General features: G+C 33.3%; 16 protein-coding genes and 3 tRNA genes. 5 read left to right on the top strand and 14 right to left on the bottom strand.

The annotated features are described in order from the left end of the window. Nucleotide 1: 1 nt before the first annotated feature. The 5 genes from ACY2IJ_RS11315 to ACY2IJ_RS11295 all read right to left on the bottom strand — a co-directional run bounded on the left by ACY2IJ_RS11315 (nucleotide 2) and on the right by ACY2IJ_RS11295 (nucleotide 3687). Entirely contained in the window at nucleotides 2-1126 is a 1125-nt protein-coding gene (locus ACY2IJ_RS11315) for a Zn-dependent alcohol dehydrogenase (protein ID WP_476724476.1), read from the bottom strand. A 138-nt stretch (nucleotides 1127-1264) separates the two neighbouring features. Continuing rightward, nucleotides 1265-1338 (bottom strand) — tRNA-Arg (locus ACY2IJ_RS11310). A gap of 32 nt (nucleotides 1339-1370) precedes the next feature. Continuing rightward, nucleotides 1371-1445: transfer RNA gene (locus ACY2IJ_RS11305), tRNA-Pro, on the bottom strand. 18 nt (nucleotides 1446-1463) lie between these two features. Next, a tRNA-Ser gene (locus ACY2IJ_RS11300) sits at nucleotides 1464-1547 on the bottom strand. Nucleotides 1548-1626: 79 nt separating this feature from the next. Next, entirely contained in the window at nucleotides 1627-3687 is a 2061-nt protein-coding gene (locus ACY2IJ_RS11295; RefSeq protein WP_476724475.1) for an HD family phosphohydrolase, read from the bottom strand. Nucleotides 3688-3761: 74 nt separating this feature from the next. On the opposite strand from ACY2IJ_RS11295, the gene ACY2IJ_RS11290 reads away from it, so the two are divergent. Genes ACY2IJ_RS11290 through ACY2IJ_RS11280 form a run of 3 tightly spaced genes read left to right on the top strand, consistent with a single transcriptional unit; the run spans nucleotide 3762 to nucleotide 6076 of the window. Further along, entirely contained in the window at nucleotides 3762-4940 is a 1179-nt protein-coding gene (locus ACY2IJ_RS11290) for an acetyl-CoA C-acyltransferase (RefSeq protein ID WP_476724474.1), read from the top strand. A gap of 18 nt (nucleotides 4941-4958) precedes the next feature. Continuing rightward, the gene (locus tag ACY2IJ_RS11285) at nucleotides 4959-5729 is read left to right on the top strand and encodes a C40 family peptidase (protein WP_476724473.1); all 771 of its coding nucleotides are present in this window, start codon (nucleotides 4959-4961) and stop codon (nucleotides 5727-5729) included. 20 nt (nucleotides 5730-5749) lie between these two features. After that, a complete protein-coding gene (locus ACY2IJ_RS11280; RefSeq protein WP_476724472.1) occupies nucleotides 5750-6076 on the top strand; it encodes a DMT family transporter in 327 nt (108 codons plus the stop codon). 7 nt (nucleotides 6077-6083) lie between these two features. Here the strand turns inward: ACY2IJ_RS11280 and ACY2IJ_RS11275 are convergent, their stop codons facing one another. The 4 genes from ACY2IJ_RS11275 to ACY2IJ_RS11260 all read right to left on the bottom strand — a co-directional run bounded on the left by ACY2IJ_RS11275 (nucleotide 6084) and on the right by ACY2IJ_RS11260 (nucleotide 10108). Next, complete coding sequence (locus ACY2IJ_RS11275) at nucleotides 6084-6737, bottom strand: 3-oxoacid CoA-transferase subunit B (RefSeq protein ID WP_476724471.1); 654 nt, start codon at nucleotides 6735-6737, stop codon at nucleotides 6084-6086. A gap of 1 nt (nucleotide 6738) precedes the next feature. Further along, nucleotides 6739-7434, bottom strand: a complete 696-nt coding sequence (locus tag ACY2IJ_RS11270) for a CoA transferase subunit A (RefSeq protein WP_476724470.1) — start codon at nucleotides 7432-7434, stop codon at nucleotides 6739-6741. Nucleotides 7435-7577: 143 nt separating this feature from the next. After that, complete coding sequence (locus ACY2IJ_RS11265; RefSeq protein WP_476724469.1) at nucleotides 7578-8252, bottom strand: response regulator; 675 nt, start codon at nucleotides 8250-8252, stop codon at nucleotides 7578-7580. A 17-nt stretch (nucleotides 8253-8269) separates the two neighbouring features. Continuing rightward, nucleotides 8270-10108 carry a sensor histidine kinase gene (locus tag ACY2IJ_RS11260; protein WP_476724468.1) on the bottom strand — a complete coding sequence of 613 codons (1839 nt, stop codon included), beginning with the start codon at nucleotides 10106-10108 and terminating at the stop codon, nucleotides 8270-8272. A 138-nt stretch (nucleotides 10109-10246) separates the two neighbouring features. Here ACY2IJ_RS11260 and ACY2IJ_RS11255 point away from each other — a divergent pair, with 138 nt between their 5' ends. Both ACY2IJ_RS11255 and ACY2IJ_RS11250 read left to right on the top strand, forming a co-directional pair. Continuing rightward, a complete protein-coding gene (locus ACY2IJ_RS11255; protein ID WP_476724467.1) occupies nucleotides 10247-11083 on the top strand; it encodes an urease accessory protein UreD in 837 nt (278 codons plus the stop codon). 3 nt (nucleotides 11084-11086) lie between these two features. Beyond that, nucleotides 11087-11755, top strand: coding sequence for an urease accessory protein UreH domain-containing protein (locus ACY2IJ_RS11250; RefSeq protein ID WP_476724466.1), 669 nt, complete (start codon nucleotides 11087-11089; stop codon nucleotides 11753-11755). Nucleotides 11756-11811: 56 nt separating this feature from the next. On the opposite strand, the gene ureG is transcribed toward ACY2IJ_RS11250, so the two are convergent. From ureG to urtE, 5 genes are read right to left on the bottom strand one after another with little or no spacing between them, the layout of a single operon-like run. Then, the gene (gene ureG, locus ACY2IJ_RS11245) at nucleotides 11812-12522 is read right to left on the bottom strand and encodes an urease accessory protein UreG (protein WP_476724465.1); all 711 of its coding nucleotides are present in this window, start codon (nucleotides 12520-12522) and stop codon (nucleotides 11812-11814) included. A gap of 4 nt (nucleotides 12523-12526) precedes the next feature. Then, nucleotides 12527-13195, bottom strand: a complete 669-nt coding sequence (locus tag ACY2IJ_RS11240; protein ID WP_476724464.1) for an urease accessory protein UreF — start codon at nucleotides 13193-13195, stop codon at nucleotides 12527-12529. Next, a complete protein-coding gene (gene ureC / locus ACY2IJ_RS11235) occupies nucleotides 13195-14901 on the bottom strand; it encodes an urease subunit alpha (RefSeq protein WP_476724463.1) in 1707 nt (568 codons plus the stop codon). Before ureC ends, ACY2IJ_RS11240 begins: the two co-directional genes overlap by 1 nt. A 6-nt stretch (nucleotides 14902-14907) precedes the next feature. After that, nucleotides 14908-15651, bottom strand: coding sequence for an urease subunit gamma (ureA, locus tag ACY2IJ_RS11230; protein WP_476724462.1), 744 nt, complete (start codon nucleotides 15649-15651; stop codon nucleotides 14908-14910). A gap of 34 nt (nucleotides 15652-15685) precedes the next feature. After that, nucleotides 15686-16405 (bottom strand): urea ABC transporter ATP-binding subunit UrtE, encoded by a 720-nt coding sequence (gene urtE / locus ACY2IJ_RS11225; RefSeq protein ID WP_476724461.1) that lies wholly within the window; start codon nucleotides 16403-16405, stop codon nucleotides 15686-15688. Nucleotides 16406-16410: the final 5 nt, after the last annotated feature.

Raw genomic sequence — 16410 nt, 5'->3', positions numbered from 1 at the left:
TTTAAGAATCAAAAACAATTACACCTTTGGCATTTTTACCAGCTAACATATCTTTAAATGCTTGTTCTAAATTTTCAAACTTATAGGTATTTGTTACCATTTCGTCTAACAACAAATCCCCTTTTTCGTACAAATTTAAAAGAATTGGAAAATCTATTTGTGGTCTACATTTTCCATACAATGGGTTGATGTAAATTTTATCCCATTCAAACAACTGCATATCAATAGTTACCTCTTCTTCAATACCGCTAACTTGTACAGCGGTTCCTGCATTTCTTATCATAGCCAAAGGAGCTGCCCCTAATGCTGGAATGGCAGTACATTCAAAAGCATAATCTGCACCACCATTGCCCGTAATTTCTTTTACTTGACGAGTTGCATTTTGTAAATTTTTATCGTTTTTATCTGCTTGAATTGTATGGGTTGCTCCAAACTGTTTTGCCATTTCTAAACGAGTAGGATTCGGATCTATTGCAATTATTTTTGCAGCTCCAGATATTCTTGCTCCCTGAATTACATTCAGTCCTACCCCTCCATTTCCAATAACAACTACTGTAGACCCTGGTTTTATTTTTGCAGTATTTACCGCTGAACCATAACCCGTCATTACTCCACAACCAATAATAGAAGCAGAACTAAATGGTATTTCTGTACCGTACTTAACAACGGCTTGCTCTTTAACAACCGTATGTGTAGACAAAGTTCCTATATTAAAAGAACGCTCTATTCCTTTTCCATTATACAAAGTGCTCTCTAACCTTGCATGCCCTTCAGACACTTCTCCATCTGGTAAACTATCGCCTGCAACCACAGGAGAATTGTTTTCACAAATATGTTGATTTTGTTCTTGACACTGAAAGCAAGTACCACAAGGAATAGCCCAGTTTAAAATAACTTTATCACCTGGTTTTACTGATTTTACATTTTCTCCAACAGCTTCTACAACACCAGCACCTTCATGTCCTAAAATAATTGTTCTTCCCCAATGTAAAGAATCATGATCTGTATGGCAAAGTCCAGCTGCTAAAATTTTAACTAAAACCTCATCTCCTACCGGATTCTTTACTTCAATTTCTTCTATAGAAAATTTTCCATCACCTTTTGCTATGGCTGCCTTTGCTAACATATAATTGTATTTTTTGGTGAAAGTATTATTTAAAAACTACTCTAAATTCTACTTAATTAACAAATAATTATATTTTATTAAAGTTGCGATATTTTTAAAAACAAAAAAACCTTACTAAATAAATAGTAAGGTTTTTCGTGAGCCCTGAAGGATTCGAACCTTCGACCGCCTCCTTAGAAGGGAGGTGCTCTATCCAGCTGAGCTAAGAGCCCGTAGTTTTTTTGTTTCTACGAAAACATTTTTGTCGGGGTGGCAGGATTCGAACCTGCGACCTCCTCGTCCCAAACGAGGCGCGATGACCGGGCTACGCTACACCCCGAATAGTCATCTATAAATGCGGAGAGACAGGGATTCGAACCCTGGCGACGGTTACCCGTCGACAGATTAGCAATCTGCTCCATTACCACTCTGGCACCTCTCCCAAAGTATTCTACCACTTCGTTTAGCGAGTGCAAATATATAAGATAAGTTAAATTCTTGCAACCTTTTTTTTATTTTTTTTACTCTGGATATTCAATTCTTACGTGATAGATGTTTTTAAGCTTTTTCTTAATCACTTTTTTAACACTTTCTATTTCTTTTAACGTAATATTTGCATTTAAGAATTGTCCTTCTGATTTTTGTTTTTCTACAATACGTTCTATCAATTCATCAATAGCTGTTGCTGTAGGTTCTGACAAACTTTTAGAGGCTGCCTCGGCAGCATCACACATCATTAAAATGCATGTTTCTTTAGAAAAAGGAATGGGTCCAGGGTATCTAAAATCTTCTTGATTTACATGTTCTGGATTCATTTCCATTTCTTTTTTATAGAAATAATACACCAAACTAGTTCCATGGTGTGTTCTAATAAAATCTATAATTCTATCTGGTAATCTATATTTTTTAGCCAACTCTATTCCTTCTATAGTATGACCTATAATAATTTTAGCACTATCTTTAGGAGACAATTCATTGTGTGGGTTTACACTTGTTGATTGATTTTCTGTAAAATAAAATGGGTTTAATATTTTACCTATATCATGATACAGAGCCCCCGTTCTTACCAACATTACATTGGCGTTTATTTCGTTTGCTGCTGCTTCGGCCAAATTAGCTACTTGCATAGAATGCTGAAACGTTCCGGGAGCTTTTTCATTTAGCTCTCTCAACAACAAGCTGTTGGTGTTTGATAATTCTAACAAAGTAATATCTGACACCAACCCAAATAATTTTTCATACAACCATATTAAAAAGACTGATAAGAAAGACAACACTCCGTTTAATGCAAACAACACAAAATAACGACTCTTAATTTGACTAATACCACCTTCGTGTATAATATAAAATGCTAAATACGTTAACATATAGACTAAGGTGATTTTAATTACCGAAATAAATAAATTTCCTCTTTTATGAATATCTGATACCGTTAAAATGGTCACAAAACCTGCAATGGTTTGTAAATAGATGTATTCAAAACTGTTAGGAACCACAAAACCTAACATAATTACCATTAGTAAATAAGAAAACATAGCTACACGAGCATCAAAAAACGCTTTCATTACAATAGGTAAAATACAAACAGGTACCACATACAAATATTCTGTTTGTTGCTTTATAATTAAGGTTTCTAAAAACACCATTAACAGTACATTTAAAAAGATAAATGTTACTTGTGTGTTGTTTTCAAAAATTTCTTTTCTATCTAAATACAAAAATAGCATTAGCATTCCCATAGCTAATGACACTAATATAATATAGCCTGTTAAAATCCATCTATAATTTTTTTTAGTCCATATTTGAGACTTGTACTCTTCCTTTAAAGAGTTTAAGACTTCTAATTTTTTTCCTTCTACAATATCTCCTCTAGCTATAATTAACTCTTTGGTAGACACTTTTCCTTTGGTATAAGAAATAGAGGCTAACAATTCTTTTAAATCTTTTTGTGTATATACCTCATCATAAAACACATTGGGCACTAGCACTTCAGATAAAATATTGGTTATAATTCTTTTATAAGTATAATCTACCTGATTTTTTAATGTTGTATTCATTAAGGGCAAAATTTCATCTGATGTAATCATTTGACCAAAAGGAATTTTAGTCACCTCTTGTTGTTTTCTGATTAAAATAATTCTATCCGAAGAAATTCCTTCTTTAACCCCAGTATCTACAAATCCTTTATCATAAATAAAATCAATTAAATCTACAGCAGTTGCTTTGTATATTTGTGTTTTAAAATTATCTACCAATCCTTTTTCTTGTATGGCTTGGCTATAATAATCTCTAAATTTTTGTTTAACCGACAACACAACATCTTCTTTATATTCGTAGTATAAATTAGATTCTTTTATCAGCTCTTGTTTTTCTTTGGCAATTTCTTCATCTGTTTTTTGAATAGCAAAATCAAAAGGAGCTAGTAAATTCTCATATTGCCATGGTTTTCCTTTTTGAAATTCGTATTTAAATTTTCCTCCTTTAGGAAAAAAATACACAATAGAAAATACCACCATTACAAATAAAAATATTTTATAAATAGTGGATTGATTTTGGTAGATACGGTTAATGATATTTTTCATTAAGTGATTTTGATATTACTCAAAAATAAACAATTAATTTTTGTAAATTAATGTACTCTTAATTTGATTAAAGTATGCCTAAAAAAATTGTGATTGTTGCTGCTAAAAGAACTCCTATAGGAAGTTTTATGGGAAGTTTAGCCTCTGTACCTGCTCCAAAACTTGCAGCTACGGCTATTCAAGGAATTCTTAATGAAACTAAAATTCCATCAAACTTAATTGAAGAAATTTACTTAGGAAATGTTTTGCAAGCGGGTATAGGACAAGCACCTGCTAGACAAGCGGGTATATATGCAAATTTAAACCACAATACACCGTGTACAACTATTAACAAAGTGTGTGCTTCTGGAATGAAAGCTATTACCATGGGAGCACAAGCTATTAAAGCAGGAGATCGTGAAATTGTTTTGGTGGGTGGAATGGAAAACATGTCTCTAGTTCCTCATTACATAAACGAAAGAAACGGGCAAAAATTAGGACATAGAACTTTAGAAGATGGTCTTTTAAAAGATGGATTGACCAACGTTTACGACCAACAACACATGGGAGTTTGTGCCGATTTATGCGCAACAACACATTCAATTTCTAGAGAAGAACAAGACAATTTTGCCATTCAATCCTACACAAAATCAATAGCTGCAAACAAAGACGGAAAATTTAAAAACGAAATTACTCCTGTAATTGTTAGAGATCGAAGAGGAAACGAAACTACAATATGTGAAGACGAGGAGTTTTTAAATTTTAAACCCGAAAAATTTCCTTTGCTAAAACCCGTGTTTTCAAAAAACGGAACAGTAACAGCTGCGAACGCATCTACCTTAAACGATGGGGCTGCTGCTTTGTTACTAATGTCCGAAGAAAAAGCCAACATACTTAACCTTACTCCTTTGGCAGAAATTATTGCCTATGAAGATGCTGCAACTCAACCAGAATTATTTACCACAGCACCTGCCTTAGCCATTCCTTCTGTTTTAAAAAAGGCAAACATAGACCTTAAAGACATTGATTATTTTGAGTTAAACGAAGCTTTTTCTGTAGTAGGCTTAGCCAATGCGCAACAACTAAAAATTCCAATGCATAAAATAAATAAAAATGGAGGTGCAGTATCACTTGGTCATCCTCTAGGTTGCTCAGGTGCAAGAATTGTTGTTTCTTTGATAAATATTTTAAAACAACAGCAAGCACAATATGGACTTGCTGCTATTTGCAACGGTGGTGGTGGTGCTACTGCCATGATTATTAAAAATATTTGATAGCCTAGTAAATTTATAATGGATTACGGTATTTGTAACCTTAGTATTGTTCCTTTAAGATTAGAACCTACAGATGTTTCTGAAATGGTTTCTCAAGTACTACTAGGTGAACACTTTAAAGTTTTAGAAATTAGAAACAAATGGAGTAAAATTCGTTTGGCTTTTGACAACTACGAAGGATGGGTTGACAACAAACAGTTTTTGTTAATTCCTGAAGAGGATTATAAAACCTTAACAGAACTACCTTTGTATCTATCAAACGATTTAATCAACTTTGCCGAAGATCAGAACCATTTACTTACACATGTCTTAATCGGTTCACACTTGCCTTTATACAAACATCAAAATTTTAATATTGGCGAAATTAAATACGCTATAGAGGGAACTATATTTACAGGCAAACAAGCCAAAGAAAACTTAGTTACTACCGCCTTACAATTTTTAAACACTCCTTATTTATGGGGAGGTAAATCTCCTTTAGGTATAGATTGTTCTGGATTGACACAATTGGTATACAAATTAAACGGATATCCTTTAAAAAGAGATGCCAAAGACCAAGCTACACAAGGTGATGTTTTAAGTTTTATAGAAGAAAGTGAACCTGGGGATTTAGCTTTTTTTGATAACGAAGAAGGAAACATTATTCACGTAGGAATTATGATGGCCGACAACTACATTATTCACGCTCACGGAAAAGTAAGAATTGACCGTTTGGACCATTTGGGAATTTACAATGTAGACACCAAAAGACACACACACAAACTTAGAGTAATTAAGAAAATTATTTAACTCCCTACAAAAACAAAAATATGAATTGGCTATTAATTATTATTGCTGGTTTGTTTGAAGTAGCTTTTGCTAGTTGTTTAAGCAAGGCTAAAAGCGCAGTTGGCAATAATGTTTACTTTTGGTATTTGGGGTTTTTAATTTGTTTAACTATTAGTATGTTGTTACTAATAAAAGCTACCCAAAATTTACCTATTGGAACAGCCTATGCTGTGTGGACAGGTATTGGTGCTGTTGGAACTGTGTGTATGGGTATTTTTGTTTTTAACGAACCTGTTACTTTTTGGAGAATCTTTTTTATAATAACACTTATTAGCTCAATTATAGGTTTAAAACTCGTGTCTCATTAAAAAGCATTTACAACTCCATTTCTTTACAATCGGGAGAAACTACTAAATCACCTTCTGTAACGCTTTTAATATATTCTACACCTACTTCTGGTGCGGTTTCTTTTAACAAAAATTTTCCATTCTCTACAGTTAACAATCCTAAATTGGTTACAATTGTTTTTACACAATTAATTCCTGTTAACGGCAAACTACATTGCTTTAACAATTTAGACTCACCTGCTCTGTTGGTATGCATCATAGCAACAACAATATTTTCTGCACTAGCTACCAAATCCATAGCTCCACCCATACCTTTTACCATTTTACCCGGAATTTTCCAATTGGCAATATCTCCGTTTTGGGAAACTTCCATCGCACCCAAAACGGTCAAATCTATATGTTGCCCTCTTATCATCCCAAAACTTAATTCCGAATCAAAAAAAGAAGCTCCAGGCAATGTTGTAATGGTTTGTTTTCCTGCATTAATCAAATCAGCATCTACTGCTTCTTTAGTAGGAAAAGGCCCCATACCCAACACTCCATTTTCACTTTGGAATTCTACATTAATTCCATTTGGAACATAGTTAGCCACCAACGTAGGAATTCCAATTCCTAAATTCACATAAAAACCATCTTGCAACTCTTTGGATATACGCTGTGCTATTTGTTCTTTGCTTAACATGTTATTCTGATATGGTTAATTTTTCAATTCGTTTTTCATATTTCTCTCCTTGGAAAATTCTTTGCACAAAAACTCCAGGCACATGAATTTCGTTAGGATTTAAAGTTCCTACAGGAACCAACTCCTCTACCTCTACCACATTTACTTTGGCAGCTCCACACATGGCTTGATTAAAATTACGTGCTGTTCCTTTAAATATAATATTTCCAGCCTCATCACCTTTCCATGCTTTTATCAAAGCAAAATCGGCTTTTACCGCATATTCTAACAAATATTGTTTTCCGTTAAATTCTCGAACTTCTTTGCCTTGAGCCACTTCTGTTCCCACTCCAGCAGGTGTAAAAAACGCTGGAATTCCAACTTTAGCAGACCTACATCTTTCTGCTAAAGTTCCTTGCGGAATTAATTCTACTTCAATTTCATTGTTTAGCATTTGTCTTTCAAACTCCTGATTTTCTCCTACATAAGAAGAAACCATTTTTTTTATTTGATGCTTTTTTAACAACAAGCCCAAGCCAAAATCATCAACCCCTGCGTTGTTAGACACACAGGTTAATTGCTGCACATTTAAACGAACCAATTCTGCAATGGCATTTTCTGGAATACCACACAAACCAAAACCACCTACCAACAGAGTCATGCCATTGGCAACACCTGTTAATGCTTCTGTTACAGAATTTACTTTTTTAGAAATCATGTTTGTTAAAATTGGATTTACTTAAATATAAGAAATATTCTGTTAGTTCTAAAGTAGAAATCAACCCTATAAAACTAAATTTTTAAAACAAAAAAGGTCTGTTGCTTTTATACAACAGACCTTAAACACTAAATATGTAACTATTATTCTTTTACAACAATCAACTGTTCTGATTTTGCCACCAAAACAGCTTGCTCTATACTTTTTACTCTCAGTTTTCTCATAATATTTAAACGATGAGATTCAATGGTTCTAATACTCAACTTAAATAGTTCCGATAAATCTTTATTGCTTAAACCTTCTGCTATTTGCTCTAGAATTTGAGTTTCTCTTTTAGACAATCTAAACCCTTTTTCTACTTCTACCGTAGCCGAATTTACATCTCCATTCGTATCTTTTCTAAAACTATTAATGATAATATTACTTGTATCTCCCGAAAAATAAAGCTTTCCTTCCGATACTTTTCGAATCGCTTTTAAAAAATCTTTGTTAGATTCATCTTTTAAAATATAACCGTGAGCTCCCATATTTACCGCTTTTAAAATATAATCATTTCTATCATACAAAGACAAGAACAATATTTTTACATCACTGTTTTTTCTGAACAGTTCTTGAGAAGCATCTAAGCCACTATATTGTGGCATAGAAATATCCATCAACACAATATCGGGCTGATATTGATCGTATTTTACAATGGCTTCATAACCGTTACTAGCTTGTGCTACCACTTCCATATCGTTTTCACTATCTATCAATTGTTTAACACCATGACGAAAAATTTCATGATCATCAACCAACATAATTTTTTTTACTTTCATAAAGATTCTTTTTAATGCTATTCCTCTAAATCTAAAGATTTATCAATAGGAATTTCTACTTTAATTTCAGTTCCTTTTTCCAACTCAGAATTGATAGACAATTTAGCGTTTAACAATTCTGCTCTTTCTTTAATATTACGAAGTCCGTGTGTATTGTTCTTGGCCTCAAATATATGAGTGCTATTGTAATTAAACCCTAAACCATTGTCTTTAATTTGTAAGGTTATAAATTCTGCATCCGATTCTATAAACACTTTAATTTCATCGGCCTTGGCATGTTTAACTGCATTGTTTAAGGTTTCTTGTACAATTCTATAAATGGCAATATCTCTTTCTGGAGATTTTTCTTGAACATCGTAATGATCTTCGTATACAATATTATTTCCTGTGTTTTTTCTGATGTTTTTTATCAAGTCAGACAGTGCAGCTTTTAAGCCAAAATCTTCTAAAACATTAGGCTGCAATTCAAAACAAATTCTGCGAGTTTCGTTTACAATGGCATGAATTAACTGATACAATACGGCAATTTCTTGAACGTTTTCAGGATTTTTTTCCTCTAAAAACTCTACCTGAATTCGTAAAGAAGTTAACATTTGACCAATTCCATCGTGTATTTCTGCAGCTACTCTTTTGCGTTCTTTTTCCTGACCTGTTATGGTAGATATGTTTCTTACTTTCTGAATTATTTTTTGTCTTCTTAGTTTTTCTTCACTTAACAAACGTAATTCTTCTTCTGTTTTTTTTCTAAGTGTAATATCAAACCCAATAACTAAAAACTGATGTACTTCTCCTTTTTTATTAATTACTGGCATTACGGTAACATCTAACCAAAAACCAGATCCGTCAGAAGCATGATCAAATATTTCTCCTTGCCAAACCTCTTTTCTTACTTCTTGTGATTTTATGTGTTTGTAAATAATACTTTCATCGCCCCCCATATTGTTGTAAAAAATGGGTTTTCCTAACAACTGATTCATATTGTATTTGGTTACGTGACAGTATTTATCATTGGCATACATAATTTTTCCTTCGGCATCTATTTTTACCAAATACGAAGCTTTTTCTAAAGCAAAATCCACCTCTCTTAATTCGTTATGAGATTGTTCTAAAATTTTGTTATTTTCTTTTAAAGCTGTAGCTAATTTTTTGGCTTTCTTTTCAGATTCAATCAAACCACTAAAACTAACTTTTATTTTTTTAGCCAAAGGAATAAAAATAAAAACGGCCTCTAACATTAACATAATCAATACAATTGTTAACAGTGTATATTCTATGTTTTTTAATTCTCTAATATTAATTCTAGAAATTCTATCATAATCAAAAACAATCATTTCCATTCCTAGCAAATAAGAATTTTCGTTTTCTAAAATAATGTCTATATAGGGTTTTATAACAGTAACATCTTCTATGTTTCCTTCCTTCATCAACTCACGTACTTTATATGCTGCATTTAAAATACTTCTGTACGGACGATCTATAATTCTGTACAACTCAAACATATCCATGTTCTTGTTTTTGGGCAAACTCAAAAACTCGTTTCCAGACAATAAACTTTCGTGTGTATTTTGCCACTGCATAAGAGTGGTCTCAAAATCTTTACTTGTGGTTCTTAACTCCTCTCTTTTTTCTAACTTTAGACTTAATTTTGCCAAGGTTTGAGAATTGGTTCGCAACCTAGAAGCATAGTTAATTAAATGAGAATCGTGAATTTGATTGTCTAAGTGTTTCTGAATTAACACCTGACTAATAATGGTGATAATAGCTATTACAGACAACGCAGCCACATACAAAACATGGTATTGTTTTAAGGTACTATTGGGTGTTTGCTGACTTTCATCAAAAGAAGTAGATTTCATTTTATGGAGTAATCGTTACTTAGCAAATATACTTAAGTAAAAACCAATATTCAATGCGTTTTGAAGGATAGAATCTGCTAAAAAACAGGTATACACTACTTGGTATTCTTTATATTTGGACAAAATTACGTACGTATAATGAATGATTGCACCCAAATTGTACTTAAAAACATACAAGGAACTACCAAAGCGACTACCATTCGCAATCAGAAACCGATTAAAATACTAACCCCAAAATCTCACAAAACCCATTGCCATTTAACTACTACTAATTACGGTGGAGGCTTTGTACAAGGAGATCATGTAAAAATAAATATTGAAGCAAATACAAATACTACCTGTGTATTAACATCGCAAGCAAACAATAGGGTTTACAAATCGGAAGACGGAAGAACCTGTGCCATTCATCAAGAAATAAACATAAAAGACAATGCTCGTTTTTTTATGCTAAATGATCCTTTGGTTTTGCAAAAAGATAGCAATTTAAAACAATATTTAACATGCAACTTAGCTAATGAAAGTAGTTTTGTGTTGTTAGATTGGGTAAGCGTAGGAAGAGTAAAAAGCAACGAAAACTTAGAGTTTGATTATTTTTATTCTGAAGCAGAAGTTGTTTACAATGGTAAAAGAATTCTTTTAGATAAATTTTCTTTAAGTCCTAAAAAAAACAACTGTAGTTCACCCGGAATATTAGCCAATCATACTACGTTTATAAATTTATACCTAATAGGAAATACAGAAAGAGCTTTGACTGTACTAAACCATTGCAAACATATTGTAGAAAAATGGTTAGATACAGAAAGTAAACCTCAACCAACTTTTGTAGTATCAGCAGATACTATAAGTCCCAATTTACACATTCTTAGAGCCTCGGCTACAGAAACCTTAATCCTCTGGAAATTTGTGAAAGAAATTGGAACCATTTTTTTAGACAAAGAACAACTAAACTTTAACCCATACGAAAGAAAATATTAAAGCATGATTACTCCCGAATTACAAATACTACTAAGCACAGCCATTTCTATTGGTGTTATACACACCCTTACAGGACCCGATCATTACGTTCCTTTTGTAGTGATGGCAAAATCTAAAGGATGGACTTTAAAAAAAACATCTTCTGTGACACTTATGTGTGGATTAGGACACGTTTCTAGCTCTATTCTTATTGGAATTATTGGAATTATTTTTGGAGTTGGATTGTCTAAAATTGAATTTTTAGAAAGTCAGCGAGGAGATATTGCTGGTTGGTTATTTATTATTATTGGAGCCCTATATCTAATTTTTGGAATCATAAAAAGGATCACACATCAGAAACCACACACACATAAATTGCCTAAATTTTTAACTCGAAAAAACAGCGATAGAAAAATATCTCCTTGGTCTTTATTTTTAATTTTTGTTTTTGGTCCTTGCGAAGTATTAATTCCAATGCTGATGTATCCTGCTGCTCATGAAAACAGCACTGCTATTTTATTGGTTTCTGTTACCTTTAGCATTGCCACCTTATTAACTATGTTAGCAGTGGTATTGCCTTTGTCTTTTTTAACGGTAAAAATTCCTTTTAAAAATATACACAAATACAGCAACATATTGGTAGGAGTTACCTTATTAACTTGTGGAATTTCCATCATTTTTTTAGGACTGTAACAAACAAAAAGGGAGAACCCTTACAGTTCTCCCCTTTATCATGAAAATTCTTTATGCTAATCTTCTAAAGCATGTTTTCTTGCATGTAAAACGTGATCTATAATCACATCTACATTATATCCTTCGTAAGCTTTTGCAAACACAAAAGGTCCATCTCCACGCATTTTTTTAGAATCTCTATCCATTACATTTAAATCTGCATGTACCAATTCTGCAATATCAATTTTATTAATCACTAATAAATCTGCTTGTGTAATTCCTGGCCCTCCTTTTCTAGGAATTTTATCACCTCCAGAAACATCAATTACATAAATAGAAAAATCGACCAATTCTCTACTAAAGTGAGCCGCTAGATTATCCCCTCCACTTTCTACAAACAAAATTTCTGTATCAGGAAACTTAGCCATCAACTCCTCTAAAGCATTTAAATTTCCAGAAACATCCTCTCTAATAGCAGCATGTGGACATCCACCTGTTTCTACCCCAACAATTTTATCCGCTTCTAAAGCTTTGTTTCTTGTTAAAAACTCAGCATCCTCTTTGGTAAAAATATCATTGGTAACGGCTGCTATCTTCATTTTATCAGACAACATCTGACAAATTTTAAGCAACAATGCTGTTTTTCCTGTTCCTACAGGTCCACCAATCCCCACGGTAAAAGCTCTTTTTTTAAAATCTCTATTTTCTACCTGCAATTCTCTGTTAGAAAAAAAACCAGGATTCTCCCAAGTTTCTTTGTGATGTAAAATCTCTTCGTAAATTTTCATAAAATTAATTTTGAAATAGTTTTGTATATAAATATTGATGTGACAACTGACACAATTCTAACATGTACGCATTCTTGCAAGCATTTTTTACTTCTGGAATAGAAGACATGTTGTATTCTGTAGCCACATAACTTAATAATTCTTTTTGTATTTGATGTGATTTTGTGGGTCCCAATGTACCTAATCTCACCACCACACTTAATTGATCTCTCACATTCATAAACACAAACAACTCACAGATTTCTTGAGCCGAAAAACCCAAACTCCCTAAAGATGCTGCAAATACAATATGAAAATCTGTATCTATTTTTTTGTACCATTCTAAATTAGGCACCTCAAACAAATTTACCAATATAGACAACCAGTTTTTACCCAATACCATTCCTGCTTTTTTTAAGGCAGGATTTAACAACATGACATTGTAATCGTCAGATAGCAATTCTAATTCCTCAAAGGTTTTAACAGTACATGCTTGTTTTACAAAAGCCAAATCAAACGCATACATTTGATCTATATATGACTTTAAATACTGTATTAATTCCTCTACGGTATTGATGATTTGAGATTTCACGGCATATTCCATTCCGTTAGAATATGCAAATCCCCCAATAGGAAAAGCCGAATCTGCAAAATGTAAAATTTGATACAAATGATAGTTGTTATTTTTTTCCATTAAAACAAATTATACAATTGTGCCAAAGGAACTTTAGTTGCTGGTTCACAAGTTAAATGACGACCATCTACCGTTACTTTATACGTTTCTGGATCTACAAAAATATTTGGAATACAATCATTATGTTTCATGTCTTTTTTCCCAATATTTCTACAATTTTTTATAGCTACAACTTTTTTAGAAATATTGTAATTCTCAACGGTTTCTACAGCACTATTGGCTACCATTACAAAAGAAGTTTGCCCAACTGCATTTCCTTTTGCACCAAACATAGGTCTAGAATACAATGGACCAGGTGTTGGGATTGATGCATTGGCATCTCCCATTTGAGCTTGTACAATAGTTCCTCCTTTGACAATAATTTCGGTTTTAGCTCCAAAAAACTGAGGTTTCCACAATACCAAATCTGCCAATTTTCCAACCTCAACAGAACCTACTATGTGTGAAATTCCGTGAGCAATAGCTGGGTTGATGGTGTATTTAGAAATATATCTTTTGACTCTTAAATTATCGTTTTCTGAATCGGTTTCTAATCTACCTCTTTGTTCTTTCATTTTAGAGGCTGTTTGCCAAGTTCTACAAATTACTTCTCCCACTCTTCCCATGGCTTGGGAGTCTGAAGAAACAATAGAAAGTGCTCCTAAATCGTGTAAAATATCTTCGGATGCAATGGTCTCTTCACGAATTCTACTTTCTGCAAAAGCCACATCTTCTGGAATATTTTTATCTAAGTGATGACAAACCATTAACATATCTAAATGCTCATCAATGGTATTGATTGTAAATGGCCTTGTTGGATTGGTTGAAGATGGCAATACATTTTCCTCTCCACACAGCATAATAATATCTGGAGCATGACCACCTCCTGCACCTTCGGTATGATAGGTATGAATGGTTCTTCCTTTAAAAGCATCTTTAGAAGCTTCTACAAATCCACTTTCGTTTAGCGTATCTGTATGGATACACACCTGAACATCCATTTCTTCTGCAACAGACAAACAATTGTCTATCGCTGCTGGAGTAGATCCCCAATCTTCGTGTAATTTTAATCCACAAGCACCTGCTTTAATCTGTTCTACAATTGCTTCTGGGTGTGATGTATTTCCTTTTCCTAGAAAACCAAAGTTCATCGGAAATTCATCCGTAGCTTTTAACATAAATTCTATATGAAAAGCCCCAGGTGTACATGTAGTTGCATTGGTTCCTGTTGCAGGTCCTGTTCCTCCACCAATAAAAGTGGTAACTCCAGAAGCCAAAGCTTCTTCTATTTGTTGCGGACAGATGTAATGGATGTGTGCATCAATTCCACCAGCGGTTACAATTAACCCTTCGGATGCAATCACCTCTGTACTTGGTCCAACAATCATATCAGGATGTACATTGGGCATAATATGAGGATTTCCTCCTTTACCAATAGCTACAATATATCCGTCTTTAATACCGATATCTGCTTTTATAATTCCTGAATGATCTATAATTAGCGCATTGGTAATAATGGTATCTAAACAATCTTTACGAATGACATTGGAAGCTTGTCCCATTCCATCTCTTAAAACTTTTCCTCCACCAAATTTGCACTCATCACCGTAGACCGTATAATCTTTTTCAACCTCTATTTCTAAACCTGTATCTCCTAAGGTTAACTTGTCATTTGTGGTAATTCCAAACATTGCAGCATAAGCCTGCTTGCTAATTTCTTTTGCCATAATTTCTTAGTTTGCTTGTTTGTTTACTCGTTCCATAATAGTTGCTACAGGAACATTGTCTACACAACCATTTACAAAGTTATTTCCTCCGTATACAATTTTGCTTCCGCTAATTTCTACCAATTCCACACTTTTGGTTTCTCCTGGTTCAAAACGAATGGCCGTTCCTGCAGGAATATTTAATCGGTAACCAATACTTGCTTCCCTATCAAATTTCAACACTATATTTACATCAATAAAATTATAATGAGAACCTACTTGTATAGGTCTGTCTCCTGTATTTACCACATGCAACTCAATAGTTTTTCTGTTTTCGTTTAATAAAATGACTCCTTCTCCAACTTTTATTGCTCCAGGATTGTCATCTATTACATTATCAATTGCTATTTTAGTTCCTGTTTTTTGCAAACCAGAACCATACAAAGCCCAATCGTTATTCAAATTCACATCACAAATAGGTTCGTGTACGGTTACCAACTTGGTTCCATCAGGAAAAGTTCCTTCTATTTGCACATCGTGAATCATTTTTTCTACTCCTGGCATTACATCATCACAACCTAGAATTTTTTTACCTCTATCCATTAATTCTACCACCGAAACTCCTTCTCTTATAAACTCTAATAATTGAGCTGAGATTAAGGCAATGGTTTCTGGATAATTTAACAAAATACCTCTAGCGTACCTTTTTTGAGCTAAAAACCCCGCATTGTGGAGCATTAACTTATCTATTTCTTTTGGACTTAAATGCATTTGATTTTACTTTGATTGTATGTTTACGAAAGGACTATACTGATAGATAAGATCTTAACTCATCCATATTTATTTCTTTAGAAGCTCCTTCTTTAATAACTCTACCTCTATCTAAAATATAAAAATAATCGGTTAAGTATTTCGCAAAATCAAACTTTTGCTCTACCAACAAAACGGTCATCCCTTTGTCTTTTACCAACATTTTTAACACTTCTCCAATTTCCTGAATAATAGAAGGTTGAATTCCTTCGGTTGGCTCATCTAACAACAACAAAGTAGGATCTCCGCACAATGCTCTGGCAATGGCTAATTGCTGTTGTTGTCCTCCACTTAAATTTCCACCCATACGGTTTCTAAATTCTTTTAAAATAGGGAACATGGTGTAAATTTCTTCTTCTGGAATTTGTGCTTTTTTGTTTAAATTCCCTTCTAAACCTATTTGTAAATTTTCGTAAACGGTTAGTTTTGGTAAAATTTCTCTTCCTTGTGGAACATATCCAATTCCGTTTCTTACTCTTTTATAAGTTTGTTTTTTATTGATGTCATTTCCCTGAAAAGAAATACTTCCCTTAGCCTCTCCCAACAATCCCATTACGGTTTTTAACGTGGTAGATTTTCCTACTCCGTTACGTCCCATAATGGTTGTAATCGTTCCTTTTTTTACTTCTAAATCTACCCCCCACAAAACTTGGCTTTCTCCATAAGATACCTCAACGTTTTGTAAAGACAATATTGTTTCTTTTGTGTTTTCCATGGATT

Source organism: Wenyingzhuangia gracilariae, assembly GCF_056387575.1.
This window is presented reverse-complemented; position numbering and strand designations above follow the sequence as displayed.